Annotated in this window: 17 protein-coding genes, 1 tRNA gene and 1 riboswitch; of the genes, 11 read left to right on the top strand and 7 right to left on the bottom strand. The window is 71.2% G+C overall.

Features of this window, described 5'->3' with window-relative positions:
• Positions 1–15 precede the first annotated feature (15 nt).
• A complete protein-coding gene (locus FM112_RS12215; protein WP_087007942.1) occupies positions 16–1,029 on the bottom strand; it encodes an LLM class flavin-dependent oxidoreductase in 1,014 nt (337 codons plus the stop codon).
• 140 nt (positions 1,030–1,169) lie between these two features.
• Between FM112_RS12215 and FM112_RS12220 the strand changes: the two genes are divergently transcribed.
• The 4 genes from FM112_RS12220 to FM112_RS12235 are packed head-to-tail and all read left to right on the top strand — an operon-like array spanning position 1,170 to position 4,586.
• Complete coding sequence (locus FM112_RS12220) at positions 1,170–2,258, top strand: serine protease (RefSeq protein WP_140400678.1); 1,089 nt, start codon at positions 1,170–1,172, stop codon at positions 2,256–2,258.
• Positions 2,258–3,172, top strand: coding sequence for a hypothetical protein (locus FM112_RS12225; protein WP_087007947.1), 915 nt, complete (start codon positions 2,258–2,260; stop codon positions 3,170–3,172). Before FM112_RS12220 ends, FM112_RS12225 begins: the two co-directional genes overlap by 1 nt.
• A gap of 21 nt (positions 3,173–3,193) precedes the next feature.
• Complete coding sequence (locus FM112_RS12230; RefSeq protein WP_087007949.1) at positions 3,194–4,279, top strand: DUF4333 domain-containing protein; 1,086 nt, start codon at positions 3,194–3,196, stop codon at positions 4,277–4,279.
• A gap of 16 nt (positions 4,280–4,295) precedes the next feature.
• Positions 4,296–4,586, top strand: coding sequence for a cupin domain-containing protein (locus tag FM112_RS12235; protein WP_087008060.1), 291 nt, complete (start codon positions 4,296–4,298; stop codon positions 4,584–4,586).
• 133 nt (positions 4,587–4,719) lie between these two features.
• Here the strand turns inward: FM112_RS12235 and FM112_RS12240 are convergent, their stop codons facing one another.
• Positions 4,720–5,820, bottom strand: a complete 1,101-nt coding sequence (locus FM112_RS12240) for a VIT1/CCC1 transporter family protein (RefSeq protein ID WP_087007952.1) — start codon at positions 5,818–5,820, stop codon at positions 4,720–4,722.
• Positions 5,821–6,078: 258 nt separating this feature from the next.
• Here FM112_RS12240 and FM112_RS12245 point away from each other — a divergent pair, with 258 nt between their 5' ends.
• On the top strand, positions 6,079–7,065 hold the full coding sequence (locus FM112_RS12245; protein ID WP_087007954.1) for a sugar phosphate isomerase/epimerase: 987 nt from the start codon (positions 6,079–6,081) through the stop codon (positions 7,063–7,065).
• On the opposite strand, the gene FM112_RS12250 is transcribed toward FM112_RS12245, so the two are convergent.
• Together FM112_RS12250 and dcd are read right to left on the bottom strand one after the other, a co-directional pair.
• On the bottom strand, positions 7,062–8,123 hold the full coding sequence (locus FM112_RS12250) for a serine hydrolase (protein WP_087007956.1): 1,062 nt from the start codon (positions 8,121–8,123) through the stop codon (positions 7,062–7,064). The two genes, FM112_RS12245 and FM112_RS12250, sit on opposite strands and share 4 nt — an antisense overlap.
• A gap of 42 nt (positions 8,124–8,165) precedes the next feature.
• Positions 8,166–8,771 (bottom strand): dCTP deaminase, encoded by a 606-nt coding sequence (dcd, locus tag FM112_RS12255; protein WP_087007958.1) that lies wholly within the window; start codon positions 8,769–8,771, stop codon positions 8,166–8,168.
• 73 nt (positions 8,772–8,844) lie between these two features.
• Between dcd and FM112_RS12260 the strand changes: the two genes are divergently transcribed.
• The 3 genes from FM112_RS12260 to FM112_RS12270 all read left to right on the top strand — a co-directional run bounded on the left by FM112_RS12260 (position 8,845) and on the right by FM112_RS12270 (position 11,344).
• Positions 8,845–8,918 (top strand) — tRNA-Gly (locus FM112_RS12260).
• Positions 8,919–9,366: 448 nt separating this feature from the next.
• Entirely contained in the window at positions 9,367–10,302 is a 936-nt protein-coding gene (locus FM112_RS12265) for an aldo/keto reductase (RefSeq protein WP_087007960.1), read from the top strand.
• A 109-nt stretch (positions 10,303–10,411) separates the two neighbouring features.
• On the top strand, positions 10,412–11,344 hold the full coding sequence (locus FM112_RS12270) for an aldo/keto reductase (protein ID WP_087007962.1): 933 nt from the start codon (positions 10,412–10,414) through the stop codon (positions 11,342–11,344).
• Between the two features lie 88 nt (positions 11,345–11,432).
• Here the strand turns inward: FM112_RS12270 and FM112_RS12275 are convergent, their stop codons facing one another.
• Complete coding sequence (locus FM112_RS12275; RefSeq protein ID WP_087007964.1) at positions 11,433–12,269, bottom strand: methylenetetrahydrofolate reductase; 837 nt, start codon at positions 12,267–12,269, stop codon at positions 11,433–11,435.
• A 265-nt stretch (positions 12,270–12,534) separates the two neighbouring features.
• Between FM112_RS12275 and FM112_RS12280 the strand changes: the two genes are divergently transcribed.
• From FM112_RS12280 to FM112_RS12290, 3 genes are read left to right on the top strand one after another with little or no spacing between them, the layout of a single operon-like run.
• On the top strand, positions 12,535–14,052 hold the full coding sequence (locus tag FM112_RS12280; RefSeq protein ID WP_087007966.1) for a sugar ABC transporter ATP-binding protein: 1,518 nt from the start codon (positions 12,535–12,537) through the stop codon (positions 14,050–14,052).
• Complete coding sequence (locus tag FM112_RS12285; RefSeq protein ID WP_087007968.1) at positions 14,033–15,013, top strand: ABC transporter permease; 981 nt, start codon at positions 14,033–14,035, stop codon at positions 15,011–15,013. The genes FM112_RS12280 and FM112_RS12285 overlap by 20 nt, the downstream gene beginning before the upstream one ends.
• Before the next feature lie 50 nt (positions 15,014–15,063).
• Positions 15,064–16,008 (top strand): sugar ABC transporter substrate-binding protein, encoded by a 945-nt coding sequence (locus tag FM112_RS12290; protein WP_087007970.1) that lies wholly within the window; start codon positions 15,064–15,066, stop codon positions 16,006–16,008.
• A gap of 806 nt (positions 16,009–16,814) precedes the next feature.
• Here FM112_RS12290 and FM112_RS12295 read toward each other — a convergent pair.
• Together FM112_RS12295 and FM112_RS12300 are read right to left on the bottom strand one after the other, a co-directional pair.
• Entirely contained in the window at positions 16,815–18,116 is a 1,302-nt protein-coding gene (locus FM112_RS12295; protein WP_087007972.1) for an LLM class flavin-dependent oxidoreductase, read from the bottom strand.
• Positions 18,117–18,121: 5 nt separating this feature from the next.
• Complete coding sequence (locus tag FM112_RS12300) at positions 18,122–18,922, bottom strand: 3-oxoacyl-ACP reductase (RefSeq protein WP_087007974.1); 801 nt, start codon at positions 18,920–18,922, stop codon at positions 18,122–18,124.
• A 58-nt stretch (positions 18,923–18,980) separates the two neighbouring features.
• A riboswitch (TPP riboswitch) is annotated at positions 18,981–19,077 on the bottom strand.
• Positions 19,078–19,099: the final 22 nt, after the last annotated feature.

Here is a 19,099-nt window from a genome sequence, read left to right on the forward strand (position 1 = left end):
CAGTCGGCAGTCGGCTCAGGAGAGCTCGAGCGCCTCCGCGATCTCCGTGATGGAGCGGATGCGGGTGGCGACGTCGTGCCCGTTCGCCTGCAGCATGATCTCGTCGGCGCCGGTCTGATCGCGCAGGGCCCGGATGCCGTTGGCCACGAGCTGGATGGGGCCGACGTGCTGGCTGCCGCTCGACCGGTGCCAGATCTCGGTGGCCTCGACGCGCTCGGCGAACTCGCGCGCCTCCTCCGGCGACTTCAGCCGCCCGAGCTTGCCCGCCATCAGCTCGTAGCGGTTCACCCGGGTCGGCAGGTCGAGGGCGCGGGCCTCCTCGAGGCTGTCGGCGACGAGCACCGTGGCCGACACCATCGCGCGCGGCTTGTCGAGCACCGGCGAGGGCGTGAAGTGCTCGCGGTAGTGCTGCAGCGCTCCCACCGCGTTCTGCCCCATCGCGAAGTGGTTCGCGTACGAGAACGGCAGGCCCAGCAGCCCGGCGAGCTCGGCCGAGTAGAGGCTCGAGCCGAGCAGCCAGATCTCGGGCCGGTGCTCGAGGTCCGCGGCGGCCTTGAGCTTCTCGAAGATCCCCGCATCCACCTGCTCGCGCACGTCGCCCAGGTACCCGGCGAGCTCGATCACGTCCGAGGGATAGCGGTCGACCGCCTCGCGCGACATGTCGCGGCGCAGCGCCCGGGCCGTGATCGGGTCGGTGCCCGGCGCGCGGCCGAGGCCGACGTCCACGCGGCCGGGGAACATGCCCTCGAGCAGCGCGAACTGCTCGGCCACGATGAGCGGCGAGTGGTTCGGCAGCATCACGCCGCCGGAGCCGAGGCGGATGCGCTCGGTGGCCGTGCCGAGGTTCGCGAGCACCACGGCGGGCGAGGTCGAGGCGATGGCCTCGGTGTTGTGATGCTCGGCCACCCAGTAGCGGTGGTAGCCGAGCCGGTCCGCGGCGGCGATGAACTCGCGGGCCGAGGCGAGCGCCTCGGGCACGCGCTGGTCCGACGCGACGGGGATGAGGTCGAGCACCGAAATCTTCGTCATGTCCCGGATCAACGGGCGGGCCCGGGGTTTCATTCCTGCCGCCCCGCGTGTCGCAGTGCGCCTCCGACCACCGGACGACGTCAAATGCAGGCAGAATACGAGAGACTTGAGGCACCTCGCACCTGCCCGAAGGGATCCCGATGCCACACCCACGCCACCGACTGCGCCGTTCGGGAGCGTTCCTCGCCACGGTGGCGGCGGCCGTCGCGCTCACCGGGTGCGCGACCTCGAACGTCGAGGGCGTCCCGTCGGCGGACGGCTACGCGCCCTACCTCCCCGAGGTCTACAGCGCCGACTCCGGGCTGCGGGAGGACTTCGAGTCGACCCCGCAGGAGTCGCACGACTTCTGGTCCGACCCCGACAAGCTCGAGGATGCCGAGGGCATGGAGTTCGAGCAGCCCGACAACAGCCTGCCCCCCGGCCCGGGCGATCCGGCCACGGGCGCGTACCTGCCCGCGACCGCCTCGATGCCCTCGAGCCCGCAGGGCTACGGCACCGTCTCGGAGGCCGAGGTGTTCGATCGGGAGGGGCTGGGCGCGTCGACGTTCGGCCGCCTCTACTTCACGTTCGACGGGGTGGATCTCAACGTGTGCTCGGCCACGGTCGTCAACTCGACCTCGGGCAGCATCGTCGCGACCGCCGCGCACTGCGTCGTGAGCACCGACGGGCAGGGCACGCTCGCCGACAAGGTGATCTTCGTGCCCGGCGACCGCAACGACATGCAGGAGGCGCCCTACGGCTCGTGGGCCGCCGTCTCGGTGTCGGTGCCGCAGGAGTTCGTCGACAAGGCCATCACCGACGAGCAGGGATACCTGCAGAGCGATGAGGGCTGGAACTACGACTTCGCCTTCATCAAGATGGAGGAGCAGAACGGGCAGACGATCCAGGAGGTCACGGGCGGCCAGGGCATCGCCTTCGGCGTCCCCGTCGAGACGCTCACGCAGATCGGCTACCCGACGGCGCCGCCCTACGACGGCCGCGAGGAGTACATGTGCGCCTCCACCTCGTTCCGGTCCAACTGGCAGGGCGGCTACACGCACGACTGCACGATGACGCAGGGCGCCTCGGGCGGCGGCTGGCTCGCCGACTACGACTCGGCCTCCGGCACCGGCTACCTCGTGGGCGTGACCTCCACGATCACGGCGGGGCAGAACGGCGGCCAGGACACCAATACGCCGGTGCTCGGGCAGACCGCGCTCAACCTCTACGAGGAGCTCGACGGCCAGTGATGCGATCCACGACACGATCCCGCACGCGGCGCGCCCTCGGCGCGGCCGCCCTGCTCGCGCTCGGCCTCACCGGCTGCGCGCCCCTCGGCGTCGGCGAGCCGATCAGCCCCTGGGTGGTCGCCCATCACGACGAGAAGGCGGAGTTCCACCTCGGCGCCGGCGACGCCCTGCTCAACCTCGACTCGACCTCCGGCGTCTCGCAGCTGCAGGAGTTCCAGGCCGTCGGCTATCTGCACCTCGAGGGCACGAGCGTGCGGCTGCACATGGAGTACGAGACCTCGGTGAGCGGCGAAAGCTACGTCTCCCGGCTCATCACCGATCAGGACGGCTACTCCTTCGACCAGTCGCACGAGGCCGGGTCCAGCGAGACCTACTACCTCCTCGGCGACGCGCTCAAGGAGCAGGCCTCCGACGGCAAGAGCTGGGTGGTGATGCCCGTCGCCGACCTGCAGCGGCAGAGCGACCCGGAGCGGAACTGCCAGCTCTTCGCGGTCTCCTACATGTGCGCGCTCATCGGCGCCTGGAACACGACCCAGGACGAGCTCGACGCGGTGCCCGTGCAGCTCTCGCGCTCCGAGTCGGGCAGCCAGCACTTCTCGACCGCGGTGTCGGTGACCTCGCTCGTCGCGGCCGGCCTGGGGCTCGACGAGGGCGACCTGCGCGGCTTCGACAGCGAGACCGTGGTGCCCATGCACCTGTGGGTCAACGCCGACGGGCTCGTGAACAAGATCGAGGTGAACGGCGTCGTGGAGGGCGAGAACGGCGAGCAGCTCTCGCTGCAGATCGGCTTCGAGATCACGAGCCTCGAGGCCTCGGGCGACATGCAGCCCGTGAGCCGATCAGATATTCCGAGGAACGATCTCTACCAGATCACCTCGGAGGCACAGCTCGAAGAATTTCTGTCCAAGCTCTAGGCGAGCGGCGAGGAAGCGACCATGACACACCACACGTTCGGCGGGGATGACGAACGCCGCGAGCAGCGGCCGGAGGGCCACGAGGCGCAGGATGCCGCGGGGCCGGACGCCGCGGGGCAGACTCCGGGAGCGCAGGCCCCGGGAGCGCAGACGCCGGGAGCGCACGGCGCGGCGACCCCGGAATCGGCGGCGCGGGATTCGACGGCGGGGGACTCGGCGGCGCGGGACTCCTCGGCCGAAGGCGGGATGCCCAGTCTGCCCCCGCTGGCTGCGCAGCGCGGGGACGCGGGCGCCCGACCGGGTGCGGATCCTGGCCGCGAGGCGCCCCGATCGACGGGTTCGGCCTCGGGCTGGAACGGCCCGGGGAACTCCGGGCAGGGCTCGGCGTCCCGCCCGGCCGGGCCCGGCGGCGCGAGCGGATCGGGCGCACCGGGGCAGCAGCCCTTCGGGGTGCCGCCGCGCAGCGCGGCGCCCCGGCACGGGGGCGCGGCGCAGGGGCCTTCGGCGCCCGGCGGATCAGTGCCCGGCGGATCGGCGCCCGACGGATCGGCGCCCGGCAGAACGCCGTCGGGCCACGACGGCGCCTACGGCCGCCCGCGGCCCTCGACTCCGCACGGCGCGCCCCAGCACGGCGCTCCTCAGCACGGCTCCCCCCAGCATTCGCAGTTCGGCAGCGCGACCGCGGCGTTCGGCGCGCCGGGCAGGACGCCGGGCCACACGCCCGGGCCCGGCTCCGCATCCGCGCATCCGACGAGCCCCGCGACGAAGCAGGACGCCCGCACCGGCCGCGGCGCCCGCGCCACCGTCGTGCTGCTCTCGCTGCTGCTGCCGATCGGCATCGCCGCCGGCCTCGTGGCCGGCTACCTGTACGCCGACCGCTTCCAGAGCTACGACACCGCCGCCGTGGAGCGCGAGGTCGTCTCCGTGCTGCGCGACGACTACGGCCTCAGCGACCTCCAGGAGGTGAACTGCCCCGACTGGGTCAAGGTCGAGCAGGGCACGTCCTTCCAGTGCGAGTTCGAGTACGCGGGCGCGACGCAGACCGTGACGGTCACCCAGGGATCGCAGTCGGGCCAGCTCGTCGTGGGCGCCCCGGACGGGCAGTAGCGGCATGGCGGACGCGATGACGCCCGGGTCCCGCGGCGATGTGCAGCTCGAGGACGATCGGTTCCGGGTGACGAGGTGGACGATCGAGCCGGGCGGCGCCATCCCCATGCACCGCCACGAGCACGACTACGTGGTGGTGCCGCTCGTCACCGGCACGATGCACGTGCTGCAGGCCGACGGCGGGGAGTTCGCGGCCGAGCTCGAGTGCGGCGAGAGCTATACGCGCTCGGCCGGCGCCGAGCATCGCATCGAGAACCGCGACGGGGACGCCGACGTGGTGTTCGTCGAGGTGGAGCGCCTGAGCTGACGGGCGCCCTCGCACAGATGCGTCGCAGAATGCTGTTCCGGACCCGCCGAAACCGCAGATTGCGACGCATCTGTGCGCCGAGGCCGCAGCCGCCGGGGCCGCATCCGATGCCGGCGAGACCCCGCGGCGGGCGTCAGCCGACTACCCCGCCGAACGCGAGGCCGAGCAGGTAGGTGGCCGCGGCGGCCCCGAAGCCGATGAGCAGCTGCCGCAGGGCGCGCTTCCACGGCGGCGCGCCCGAGAGCACGCCCACGATGCCGCCGGTGATGACGAGGGCGACGCCGACGATCGCCGCCGCGAGGATCGTCGCCGCGAGGCCGTGCATCCCGAAGAGCCACGGCAGCACGGGGATCAGCGCGCCGGTGGCGAAGAACATGAAGCTCGAGGAGGCCGCTCCCCAGGGGGTGCCGAGCTCCTCGTGATCGGCCTCGACCGCGGGGTCGGGGCCGGTCGGCACGGAGCCGGTCGACCGGTTCGCCGCGGCGAGGGCGGCCGCCGCCTTCGCCGTCGCCTCCTCCTCGTCCATCCCCCGCGCCCGGTAGACGAGCGCGAGCTCGTTCTCGTCGACGTCGAGGGCCGGGAGCTTCTCGTGCGTGTCGGGGTTGGGGGTGGATGCGTCGAGCAGCTCGCGCTGCGAGCTCACCGACACGTACTCGCCCGCACCCATCGACAGTGCGCCCGCCAGCAGGCCCGAGATGCCCGTGGCGAGCACGACGCCCGCGGGAACGCCCGTGGCCCCCACGCCGAGCACGAGCGCGAGGTTCGAGACGAGACCGTCGTTGGCACCGAACACCGCCGCGCGGAAGGTGCCGCTCATCCTCGCCCGCGAGCGCGTGGCGAGCGAGCGCACCACCTCCTCGTGCACCCGCTCGTCCGCCTCCATCTGGTCCGTGGCGTCCGGGTCCTCGGCGTAGGGCGTGCGCGACTCGAAGTTCTGCATGAGCGCGAGGGCGAAGACCGAGCCGAAGTGCCTCGCGAAGCGGCCCAGCACGCGGGTATGCAGGTCGGCCCGCACCTCCTTCTCCGCGAGGGGCCCGAGCTTCTGCACCCAGTGCTCCTCGTGGCGCCGCTCGGACTCGGCGAGCCCCAGGAGGATCGCCCGCTCCTCGCCCTCGCGCTTGGCGGCGAGGATGCGATAGGTCTCGCCCTCGACGCGCTCGTTCGCGAGGTAGCGGCGCCACCGGCGCACGTCCTTCGGAGAGGGGTCCGGGCGGTGTTCGATGCGGTTCGGCACGGTGTCTGCTCCTCGGTTCGGCCACCCGCCAGCCTACCGACGCCCCGGGCGGAGCTGAAGGGCGACGGATGCGGGTGTTCCCGGGCCGCATCGCCGTACGCTGGTCTCGGCAGTCGCTGCGCTCGGGAAGAGGCTGGAGGCCCGGCCTCCGCCGCGCAGCGCCTGCGCGGCGTGCGGACGTTCGAAGAGGAGCGTCAGAGCGAGCGCGCTTGCTACGCGCCCGGCCGCGCCCATCCACGACGAACACGGAGGAGACCAATGCGAATCGGCCTGTACATGGTGGCCCTGCACGACAGGAGCCTGCCCGACGCGCTCGACGCCATGCGGGCGTGGGGCATCGAGACCGCGGAGATCGCCGCCGGCGGCTTCGTGCCCACCCCGCACTGCGACGCCGCGCGGCTGCTCGAGGACCCCGACCGGCGCGCGGCGTGGCTCGCCGAGTTCTCCGATCGCGGCATCGAGCTGACCACCCTGAACGTGAACGGCAACCCGCTGCATCCGCGGCCCGAGGTCGCCGAGAAGCACTCGGCGGACATCTACCGCGCGATCGAGCTCGCGCCGCTCGTGGGCGTCGACCGCATCATCGTGATGCCCGGCGCGCCCGGCAGCGACCCCGCCGCGAGCCTCACGAGCTGGAACGTGGCGCCCTGGGAGACGGGGCTGCTCGACGCCCGCGAGTACCAGTGGTCGGTGGCCGTGCCCTTCTGGCGCGAGGTCGCCGCCTTCGCGGCGGAGCGAGGGGTGCGGGCCTGCGTCGAGGCGCATCCCCACACCGTGGTCTACAACACCGACACCCTGCTGCGGCTCTTCGAGCGCGTCGGGGCGGAGAACCTCGGCGCGAACCTCGACCCGAGCCACCTGTTCTGGCAGGGCATCGATCCGATCCGGGCCGTGGAGCGGCTGAGCGGCAGGGTCTGGGCGGCCACGGCCAAGGACACCGTCGTCGACGCCGAGGCCGTGGCGCTGCACGGCCTGCTCGACGACCGCTTCTCCCGCGTCGAGCGGGATCCGTACCAGCTGGGCGGCGGCTTCACCGTGACCAGCCCTCCCGCGGATGCGCCCTGGAAGTTCACGACGCCCGGCAAGGGGCACGACGCGGCGTGGTGGGGCCGGTTCGTCCGCGCGCTCGAGGCCGCGGGGTACTCGGACACCATCGCCGTCGAGTACGAGGACTGGGACACCCCCGTCGACGAATCGGTGCCCCTCGCCGTCCGCACCCTCTCCGAGGCCGGGGCCGGACGCTAGCCGTGCGCCCCTCGACCGGCTCCGTCCACGGCTTCGAAGGCCGCGTCCTCGATGGCCATGAGGCGGAGCCGGTTGACCGGGAACGGCTCGACGATCGCCGAGAGGTACACGAACGTGAGCTCGCGCTCCGGATCGGTCCACGCGATCGACACGTTCGAGCCGTTGTGCCCGAAGGTGCTCGGGGAGGACCGGCGGCCGAGGGCCGAGGCGCCGAGCGGACCGGATCCGGGGTGGCCGAGCTGCACCCCGTTGCCCCACCAGACCCTCGAGCCGGCGAAGCGGTCGAACTCGCCGTCGTTGCTCGGCTCCCGCATCGCCCGCACCGACCCGGCCGAGAGGCCGATCGCCGCGCCTCCCCCGCGCAGCGCCTCGAGCAGCCGGGCGAGATCGCCCGCGCGGGTCGAGACCCCGCCCGCGGGGATGACCGCCTCGCGGACCCGGCGCCGGTTCAGCACCGCGGCCACCGCCGCCGAGCCCGGATCGCGCCCGATGAAGGGCACGGCGCGCCAGCGCTCCTCGGCGGGCAGCCCCAGGAAGGTGCCCTCGGCGCCGATCGGGTCGAGGATGCGCTCGCGCAGCAGGCCGGGGAGGGCGCGCCCGGCCGCCCGCTGCGCGGCCTCGCCGAGGATGAACCCCCACGCGAGCCACTCGTAGGCGGGCGCCTCGGCGGCGCCCGGCCTGGGCGCGGCGCGGGCGATCCGGTCGGTGGCCCGGCCCCAGTCCGCCATCGCCGCGACCTCGGCCAGCGTGCCGCCCACCCGCGGCAGCCCCGAGCGGTGGCGCAGCACGTCGCGGATCGTGATGCCCTGCTTGCCCGCCCGCGCGAACTCGGGCCAGTACGCCGCCACCGGCTCGTCGACGTCGAGCGCGCCGTCCTCGTGCAGCGCCCAGACCAGCGTCGCGATGGCGATCTTGGAGACCGAGAACGGCCAGAAGGACGCCTCCGGCCCCACGCGGATGCGCTCGTCGACCTCGAGCCGGCCGCGGTGCAGGATGCGCAGGTGCGCCGGCCCGCCGCGCCGGCGGGCGAGCTCCACGGCCCGGGAGAAATCGGTCATCGTCCCGGCCTCATCCCCCTGCGCCCGGCTGCGGCGCGCCCCTCAAGCGCCCCGCGAGCCCGCGTCGACGCCCGAGACGTCCGCGACCGAGAAGTTCTTCCACGAGCGCGAGGCGGTCGGGCCGCGCTGCCCGCGATAGCGCGACTGGTACTTCGCGGAGCCGTAGGCGTGCTCGACGTCCGAGGTGAGCCGGAAGAAGCACAGCTGGCCGATCTTCATCCCCGGCCAGAGCTTGATCGGCAGCGTCGCGACGTTCGAGAGCTCGAGCGTGACGTGCCCCTGGAAGCCCGGATCGATGAATCCCGCCGTCGAATGCGTGAGCAGCCCGAGGCGGCCGAGCGAGGACTTGCCCTCGAGGCGCGCCGCGACGTCGGTGCCGAGCGTGACCTGCTCGAAGGTCGAGGCGAGCACGAACTCGCCCGGGTGCAGGATGAACGCCTGATCGGCCTCGACCTCGAGGAGGTGGGTCAGCTCCGGCTGCTCCTCCCGCGGGTCGATCGAGGGATAGCGGTGGTTGTCGAAGAGGCGGAAGTAGCGGTCGAGCCGCACGTCCACGCTCGCCGGCTGCACGAGATCGGGGTCCCAGGGGTCCAGTCCGATGCGCCCGGAATCGATTCCCGCGCGAATGTCCCGATCGCTGAAGAGCATGCATCCACCTCGAATTGTCGCGTACACCAGAGCACTTGCTACACTAGCGTTCTGCGTTCCTCAAGAGCGCTTCGGGGCTGTAGTTCAATGGTAGAACTTCTGCTTCCCAAGCAGACAGCGCGGGTTCGATTCCCGTCAGCCCCTCCACCTCCTCCGCTCGCCGGAGCGCGCCTCGGCCGCGCTCCGCGGCACTCGACGACGGCTGGCCTTTGCAGAGTTCGGGACAGAACAGCGTTCCTCCCGACGGTCGGCCCTTGCATACCGAGGGCCGGGCGTCGTCGTGTCTCCCCGATACCGCTATCTCCCGCCTACGAGCAGTGGGGCTTCCCCCACTCGTCAGGACGAGCGGGATGTGAGGCTCCTGCGGATGTGAGGGAGATGCAGGGATTGCGACCGGCTTTCCCGGCGTTTCGCTCACATCCGCAGCAGTGGCGCGCGTTTCGCTCACATCCACAGGAATAGTGCGCGTGTGGCTCATATCCGCGAGCGCCGCAGGCTCGGCCCGCACAGCGCCTTCACGGTTCGCCCAACCGCAGCGCGGCTAATGTACTGACATGCGCGCGCAACGCCGTCTGCGAGGCGAAGGAGCACATCCATGACGCAATACCGCGAACTCGGCGGCACCGGCCTGACCGTGTCCACCGTGTCGTTCGGCACCGGCTCGCTCGGCGAGCTCTTCGGCCCGCTCGACGATGCCGACGCCCTGCGCCTCGTCGACGAGGTGATCGACTCGGGCATCAACTTCATCGACACCTCGCCCTACTACGGCTCCGCCGAGGAGCGGCTCGGCAAGGCCCTCACCCCCGCCAAGCGCGAGCAGGTCCTGATCGGCACCAAGACCGGCCGCTTCGGCCGCGACGACTTCGACTTCTCCCCGGCGCGCATCCGCAGCAGCCTCGAGCGCAGCCTGCGCCTGCTCGGCACCGACCACGTGGACGTCTTCCAGCTCCACGACGTCGAGTACGTCGATCTCGACCCGGTCTTCGAGGACGGCGTCGCGGAACTGCACGCGCTCAAGGACGAGGGCAAGGCGCGCTGCATCGGCATGTCCGGCTATCCGCTCAAGACCTTCGCCCGCGCCTACGAGCGGACCGGCATCGACGTCAGCCTCACCTACGCGAAGAGCACGCTGCTCGACAGCTCGCTCGACGAGGTCCTCGCGCCCATCGCCGAGCGCAACGGCGTGGCGCTCATCAACGCCGCCGCCGTCTCGCTCGGGCTGCTCACGCCCGGCGGCTCGAACATGGTCGGCGAACACCCGGCGACGCCGCCGATCCGCCGCGCGGCCGCCGCCATGATCGCGCTCGCCGAGAAGCGCGGCGCCGACATCGCCTTCCTCGCCAACCAGTTCTCGATTCAGCGCACCCGCGCGGCGACCACCGTGGTGGGCACGGGCAGGTCGCGGCACCTGCAGTCCGCACTGCGCGCCGCCGAGACGCCCATCGACGAGCAGCTGCTCGCCGACATCCTCGCACTGCGGCCCGCCCCGGACGAGCGGCAGTGGCGCAGCGGGCTGCCCGAGAACAACTAGCCGGATCGCTCGAACGGCGCAGAGCCGGAACACGCCCGCGCCGTCGAACACCTCGGAGTCGACCCCGGCTCCGCATCACCTCGACACCCCGACGAAGGAGTCGCACCACATGCAGTTCAGAACGCTCGGAGAGACCGGGCTGACCATTTCCACCGTGTCGTTCGGCACCTCGCCGCTCGGAGAGCTCTTCGGCCCGCTCGACGAGTCCGACGCGATCCGCCTCATCGACGAGGTCATCGACAGCGAGATCAACTTCATCGACACCTCCCCCTACTACGGCAACGCGGAGGAGCGGCTCGGCAAGGCGCTCACCCCCGCCAAGCGGGACGGGATCATCCTCGGCACCAAGGCCGGCCGCTACGGCTTCGACGACTTCGACTTCTCCCCCTCGCGCATCCGCCGCAGCATGGAGGAGAGCCTGCGCACGCTCGGGACCGACTACGTGGACGTCTTCCAGCTGCACGACATCGACTTCGTGGACATCGGCCCCGTCCTCACCGAGGGTTTCGCCGAGCTGCAGCGGCTCAAGGACGAGGGCAAGTGCCGCTTCATCGGCATGACCGGCTACCCCATCAACACGTTCAGGAGGGTCATCGAGGAGACCGACGTGGACGTCGTGCTCACCTTCGGCAAGTCGACACTGCTCGACAGCTCGCTCGACGAGCAGCTCGCCCCCGTCGCGGAGACGCACGGGGTGGGCCTGATGAACGCCGCGGCGGTCGCCCTCGGCCTGCTGACGCCGGGCGGATCGACCGTGAAGATCGAGCACCCCGCGCCCGAGGCGGTGCAGCGCAGCGCGCAGGCGATGAAGGAGCTCGCCGTCGAGAAGGGCATCGACATCGCGTTCCTCGCCAACCAGTTCGCCATCCAACGGACCAGGGCGGCGACCACCGTGATCGGCTCGCGGAAGTCGAAGCACCTGCAGTCGGCGATCCGCGCGGCGGACGAGCCCATCGACGAGGAGCTGCTCGCCGAATTCCTCGCCCTCCGCGCGCCGGCCGACCGGCGCCAGTGGGACCTCGGCCTCCCCGAGAACCGGTAGGCGCCACGCCCCGGATGCGTCGAAGTCTGCGGTTCTGACCCGTTCAGAACCGCAGACTTCGACGCATCTGTGCTGAAAGCGCCCCGCGCTATCCCGCGTCCCGCGCCCAGGCGGCCGTGCCCGCGAGCGACCCGAAGGTGTAGAAGTGCACCGCGATGTCGCCGAGGCCGGGCTCGGCCGCCAGCGCGCGCAGGAAGCGATCCGGGCCGGCCGTACCCATCAGGCCCGTGAGCGAGAACCCGTACTTGCGCACGATGCCCGCGCTCGAGCCCACGCCGAAGCGGGACGCGTACCGCAGCAGCCGCTTGACGCCCACCGGCCCCGGCGTGCCGATGCGGATCGGCCCCTCGTAGCCGAGCTCGCGCACCGAGCGCACCCATCGCGCCACCGCCTCCGCGTCGAAGGAGAACTGCGTGGCCACCACCGCCTCGAGGCCCAGCCCGCGGATCGCCGCGAGCTTGCCGAGCAGCGCCTCCCGCAGCGCGTCGGCGCCGATGCCGGGATGCCCCTCGGGGTAGCCCGCGATGCCGACCTCGCGCACGCCGTACTCCGCCAGCGGCTCGGCGGCGATGAGCGAGTGCGCGTCGGCGTACGGCCCGAGCGGCGTCGCGGGATCCCCGCCGACCAGGAACAGCCGCTCCGACAGCCCCTCGCGCTGCAGCGCCGCGAGCGCCCCGCGGTACTCGTCCCGGGAGCGCAGGCGCCGGGCCGCGAGGTGCGGGACGGGCGCGAATCCCGCCTCGCGGATGGCCCGAGCCGTCCGCAGTCGCAGCTCGGGCTCCTCGCTGCCGAGGAAGGTGACGTTGATGCGCGAGCCCGCGGGGATGGCCGCGCGGGCCTCCCCGATCGAGTCGAGATCCCTGCCCGTGATCTCGAGCGAGTAGTCGTGCAGCAGCGCCGCGAGGCGCGCTTCCTCCTGCGTCACGGTTCTCCGCTTCCCCTCTCGGCGCACTGTACCGGTCCAATCCCCGCGGGCAGTTGGCGGGAACCCTTTGACAGGTCATTCTCAGGCGCATACTATGAACACGCTGTCCGGGTAGTAAGACATCACGCAGTGCAGCACGCAGTGTCTTCCATCCTCACGAGGGATCGAACGTCCGACCGCACCACCAGCCATATTCCACTTCCGCGCAAGGCTGCGCCGAAAGGAAACCCATGCGCGACGTCAGTCCGCGAACGGAAATACCCGCATGACCGCGCCGATTCTGCAATTCGAAGCTATCACGAAGCGCTTTCCCGGCGTCCGCGTGCTCGACGGGGTCTCCTTCGACCTCCACCCCGGCGAGGTCCACGCCCTCATGGGCGAGAACGGCGCGGGCAAGTCCACGCTCATGAAGATCCTCATGGGGATCTACCGCCCCGACTCGGGCCGCATCCTCATCGAGGGCGAGCCGGTCGAGATCACCGGACCGAGCGACGCGCTCTCGCGCGGCGTCGCGATGATCCACCAGGAGCTCAACCCGGTGCTCGACATGACCGTGGCCGAGAACCTCTACCTGGGCCGCGAGCTGCGCAACAAGCTGGGCCTCGCGGATGCGCGGGCCATGCGCGCCGCCACCCGAGAGCTCCTCGAGCGCCTCGAGATCCCCGTGGCAGCCGACCGGCTCATGCGCACCCTCTCCGTCGCCCAGATGCAGCTCGTCGAGATCGCCAAGGCCATCGCGTTCGAGAGCAAGGTCATCGTCATGGACGAGCCCACCTCGGCCATCACCGAGGCCGACGTGGAGATCCTCTTCCGCCACATCGGGCGGCTGCGCGAATCCGGCGTCGCGATCATCTACATCTCGCACAAGATGGAGGAGATCTTCCGCATCTCCGACACCATCTCGGTGCTCCGCGACGGCGCGCTCATCAGCACCGCGCCCGCCTCCGAGCTCGACGAGGCCACGCTCATCCGCGACATGGTGGGCCGCAGCCTCGACGAGAACTTCCCCAAGCGCGAGGTCGAGATCGGCGAGCCCGTGCTCGAGATCGACCACTGGTCGAGCCCGCCCATGGTCCAGGACGTGAGCATCTCGCTCCGCAAGGGCGAGGTGCTCGGCATCGGCGGCCTCGTGGGCGCGGGCCGCAGCGAGTTCGTCGAGTCGTTCTTCGGCATCCGCCCCGGCGGCTCGGACTCGCCCGTGCTCCTCAACGGCGAGCCGGTGAGGATCAAGCGGCCCCAGGATGCGATCAGGCGCGGCATCGCCCTGGTCACCGAGGACCGCAAGGTCACGGGCCTCAACCTCGAGGGCTCGGTTGCCGAGAACATCTCGCTCGTGAACCTCAAGCAGCTGTTCCCGTCCACCATCCTCCGCCAGCGCACCGAGGCGAGGATCGCGGACGACTACATCGACCGCCTGCGCATCCGCACGCCGAACTCGCGGCAGCTCGTGTCGCGCCTCTCCGGCGGCAACCAGCAGAAGGTCGTGCTCTCCAAGTGGCTGCTCACCGAGCCGCAGATCATCATCTTCGACGACCCCACGCGCGGCATCGACATCGGCGCCAAGCGCGACATCTACACCCTCATCGGCGACCTGGTCGAGAAGGGCTGCTCGGTCATCCTCATCTCCTCGGAGATGACCGAGCTCATGGGCCTGAGCGACCGCATCCACGTGTTCGCCGAAGGCCGCATCACCGGCACCCTCGAACGGCCGGAATTCGACCAGGAGCGCATCCTCGAGCTCGCCTCACAATTCGGAGACAACAATGACGACGGCACCCACTAAGTCCACTTCCGCGACAGGGCGGTTCTCGAACTCGACGCTGCTCAAGGATGCGGGCCTGCTCATCATCTTCGCAGTGCTCGTGATCGGCCTCACGATCGCGTCGCCGAACAACTCCTTCCTGAGCCTGAACAACATCTTCCTCATCCTCGTGCAGACCGCCGTGAACGGCATCCTCGCGATGGGCATGATGTACGTGATCATCTCGGGCCACATCGACCTCTCGGTCGGCTCGACCGTGGGCCTCGCCGGCGTGGCCGCGGCGATGTTCGCGCACCCGGGCGAGTACCCGCTGTTCGTGCCCCTCCTCGTCGGCGTCGCCGTCGGCGTGGTCGTGGGCCTCATCAACGGCGTCGGCGTGGCGTACGGGGCGATCCCGTCGTTCATCATCACGCTCGGCACCCTCACCGCCGTGCGCGGCGTCGCGCTCATCGTCTCGGGCGGCGCGCCCGTCTCGAACCTGAGCCCCGAGTTCCAGTCGCTCGCCTCCGGCCGCCTCTTCGGCATCCCGACGCTCGCGATCTACTTCATCATCATCGCCGTCGTCGCGGCCTTCGTGCTGCGCAAGACCATCTTCGGCCGCCGCATCTACGCGCTCGGCGGCAACCCGCAGGCCGCGGCCGTGTCGGGCATCAACGTCAAGCGCCTCACCGTCGCGCCCTTCGTGATCGCCGGCACCCTCGCGGGCATCTGCGGCGTGCTGCTCGCCTCGCGCACCTTCACCGGCTCCCCCACCGCGGGCGCCTCCTACGAGCTCGACGCGATCGCGGCCGTGGTCATCGGCGGCGTGAGCATGGCCGGCGGCCGGGGCAAGGCCTTCGGCGTCGTCATCGGCGCGCTCATGATCGCGGTGATCGCGAACGGCCTCGACATCCTCGGCATCGACTCCAACGCCCAGCAGATCATCAAGGGCGCCATCATCGTGCTCGCCGTCCTCATCGATGTGAAGACCCGGCGCGACTGACGCCCCCAACCTCATCCCACAACCCCACCCCTCCCCGAAAGGAACCCACCATGGCCAAGAAACGCACCAAGTTCGCGATCGTCGCGGCGACGGCGGCGCTGCTGCTCACCGGTTGCGCCAACGACGGCGGCACCGAGGGCGGCGACGGCGAAGGCGGCACGATCGCCCTCATCATGAGCCACATGTCCAACTCGTTCGTGACCACCGTCGCCTCGGCCGCCGAGGCCAAGGGCGAGGAGCTCGGCTACGAGGTCACCGTCTTCGACAGCGAGCAGGACGCGGCCACCCAGGTCAGCCAGATCGAGCAGGCGATCACGCAGGGCTACGACGGCATCCTCGTCGAGCCCGTCTCGACCGACGGCGTCGTGCCCGGCCTCATCGCGGCGAACGACGCCGAGGTGCCCATCGCGACCATCGTGCAGCAGGCGTCCCAGCAGGACCTCGCGGCGGCCTACATCGGCGGCAACGAGACCGAGGCCGGCGCGCTGCAGATGGAGCAGGCCATCGAGGCCATCGGCGGCGAGGGCTCCATCGCCGTGCTCTACGGCCCGATGGGCAGCGACGCGCAGATCGCGCGCAACAACGGCTACGAGAGCGTGCTCGCGGAGTACCCGGACGTCGAGGTCGTGTTCGACCAGTCGGCGAACTGGGTCACCGCCGAGGCGCTCAACCTCGTCGAGAATTGGCTCTCGACCGGCACCGAGTTCGACGCCGTCGTGTCGCAGAACGACGCGATGGGCGTGGGCGCCGTGCAGGCCATCGAGAACGCCGGCCAGGGCGACTCGATCCAGGTGTTCGGCATCGACGCCACCGAGGACGGCATCGCCTCGATCGAGGCCGACGGCCTCGACGGCACCGTCTCGCAGGACACCCCCGGCATCGGCGAGCTCGGCGTCGAGACGATGGTGCAGATCATCAACGGCGAAGAGGTCGAGGCCGAGGTCCTGACCGAGGCGCAGTGGATCACCAAGGACAACCTCTCCGACCTGGAGTAGTCCCCCGCTCAGCAGGCGCCCGCCTCCCGATGCTCGGGAGGCGGGCGCCTGTGTTTCCCCGGCCCGTGCGGGGCGGGCGGTGCGGGCGGGGCGGTTCAGGCAGGGATACGCGGTTCGGACGGGATGCGCGGACACCGCGGGGCACGGTCCGGACGGGATGCGCGCTCCGAGCAGGGCGTGCAGACGCCGCGGGACGCGGTTCGGACGGGGCGCGCGGGCACCTCGGCGCCCAGTCCGAGCGGGTTCGCGCTCCGCGCCGGGCGCGCGGATACCGCGGAGCGCGGCTGTTCCTTCACTGACAGGCCTCTGCGGATATTGGGATCCTGCGCGTTCGGAGCCCCGGTGATGCGACTTCGGCGGATGCGAGACCTTTGCGGATGTGAGACTTTTGCGGATGTGAGGCAAACGCGGGGATAGACGGCGGAGAACCCGACATTCGCCTCACATCCGCGAGCACAGTGCGGATAACTCTCCTATCCGCGAGTGCAACGGGCGTTTCCCTCATATCGCGGAGAGAGAGCGAACGCCGGAATCGGGCGGCGGGCGCCCGCGCTGCCGGGCGGCGAGCGGCGAGCGGCAGCCCGTCCCGCAGAGGAGGCTCTTCCGCAGGGCGGTGTCCGTCCGGCGGGACGACGTGCCCCACCGGACCGGATCCGCCCCAGGGGACGATGTGCCCCCGGACGACGTACCCCGGGACGACGCCGTTCCGGGGCGGCATCGTTCCGGGACGGCGCCGTTCCGGGGCGGCATCATTCCGAGTCGAAGCCACCCGCGTCAAAACCGCCCCGCGTCGAAACCGCCGAAGCTCAGGGCCGCGGGAGCCCCAGCCGTTCGCGGAACATCTCGCGCTCGCCGTACTCGCGGCGGAACAGCCCCCGCCGCTGCAGGACGGGCACGACCTGCTCGACGAAGTCCTCGAGCGATCCCGGCAGCAGCGGCGGCATGAGGTTGAAGCCGTCGGCGGCCCCCGCCTCGACCCAGCGCTGCATCTCGTCGGCGATCCCCTCGGGCGTGCCGATCATCGTGGCGTGCCCGCCGCCCGCGGCGAGCCGGCCCAGCACCTGCCGCACCGTGGGCCGGACCCCGTCGACGGTGTCGACCTCGATCATCCGCAGAATGGTGCGGTAGCGGCCCTGCGGCCCGGTGAACTCGGAGGCGGGCGGCAGCTCGGGCATCGGCGCGTCCACATCCCAGCCCGAGGCGTCCTGCTCGATGAACAGCCCCAGCTGCGCGAGCGAGTGCTCGACCGGCAGCAGCGCGTCGAGCGCGGCCTTCTTGCGCCGCGCCTCTTCCTCGGTCGAGCCCACGTAGGCGACGAGGCCCGGCAGGATCGCGACCGAGGACGCGTCCCGTCCCGCCTCGGCGATGCGCCGCTTCACGTCGCCGGAGTACTCGCGCCCCGCCTCGATGTCGAAGGCGACGGCGTAGATCGCCTCGGCCCAGCGCGCCGCGAGCGCACGGCCCGTCTCGGACGCGCCGGCCTGGAACAGCACCGGGCGCCCCTGCGGCGGCCTGGGGACGGTGAGCGGCCCGTCGATGCGGAAGTGCTCGCCGGCGTGATCGATGCGGTGCACCTTCGCCGGATCGGCGTAGATGCCCGCCCGGTCGCCGACGATGGCGTCATCCTCCCAGCTGTCCCAGAGCCGTATGAGCGTTTCGATGAACTCGTCGGCGCGCGCGTACCGCTCCGCGTGCGCGGGCATCCGCTCGAGCGAGTGGTTGCGCGCCTCCGCATCCCACATCGAGGTGACGATGTTCGCGCCGATCCTGCCCCGGGACAGGTGGTCGAGCGAGGCGAGGTGGCGCGCCGCGTGGAAGGGCGTGAAGAAGGTCGAGGAGACGGTGGTGACGAGGCCGATGCGCTCGGTGCGCGCGGCCACGGCCGCCAGCGCGGTGATGGGCTCGACCGACCATCCCGGCGCCTGATCGACCTCGCGCGCCGAATGCCCGTCGGCGAAGAAGATCGCGTCGAGCCTCCCCCGCTCGCTCAGCAGCGCCAGGTCCTCGTAGTAGTCGATGCTCGTGAGCCGTTCGAGCTGCGAGTCGGGGTGGCGCCAGGCCGCCGAGTGATGCCCGCAGCCGTAGACGAAGAGGTTGAGGTGCATCATCCCGCTCAGTCCATCACCAGGCCGCCGTCGACCACGAGATTCTGGCCGGTGACCGCGCGGGCCCACGGGCTCGCGAAGAACAGCGCGGCGTCGGCGAACTCCTCGGGCGTGGTGACGCGGCGCAGCGGGGTGCCCTGGGCGATGAAGTCGAACACCTCCTCGGGCGTCGCGGCGGATGCGTCGGTGGTGCGCAGCAGGCCGCCCGAGAGCATGTTCACGGTGACGTTGCTCGGCCCCAGGTCGTGCGCGAGGGTGCGGGTGAGCGAGAGCAGCGCCGCCTTGGAGGCCGTGTAGTCGTGGTACGGCACGACGGGGTGCTGGAAGAGGTTGGTGCCGATGTTGATGACGCGCCCCTCCCCCGCCTCCTCGAAGCCCGGCAGTGCGCGCTGGGTGGTGTGCAGAGCCGCCCTGACGCTGCCCTCGAACTGCTGCTCGAACCGCTCCCAGCCGATCTCGTGCGCCTTCGGGCGGGCGTCGCCGTCGAAGGAGAACGAAGCGAGGGCGTTGTTCACCACGACGGTGATCGGGCCGCCGAGCGCCGCCTCGGCCGCGGTGAACAGCCCGTCCACCTGGTCCTGGTCGGTGACGTCGGCGCGCAGGGCGACCGCCGAATCCGGGCGCCGCGCGTTGAGCTCGGCGACGAGCTCCTCGGCGGCCGCCTCGCTCGTGAGGTAGTCGACGGCGACGGCGGCGCCCTCGCGCGCGAAGGCGCGGCTCAGCGCCCTGCCGAGGCCGCGGGCCCCTCCGGTCACCAGCACGCGTCGGCCGGCCAGGGCGGTGGATTCGGTGTCGAGGTGGGTGGTCATGATCTGCCTTTCGTCGGGCGACGAAAGAGATGTCTTCCGGATGCGCCCGACGCACCGCGCCGTTCACCGCAGACAATCCCTTCGCCAGTACTAACTGGATCAGGTTCAACGGGTGCGATCTCAGCCGCGCGAACGCGGCGCCCCGTGCCTTGGCCTCCGACCCTAGCAAACGGATGC

Source organism: Gulosibacter sp. 10 (genome assembly GCF_900163695.1).
GTDB lineage: Bacteria > Actinomycetota > Actinomycetes > Actinomycetales > Microbacteriaceae > Gulosibacter.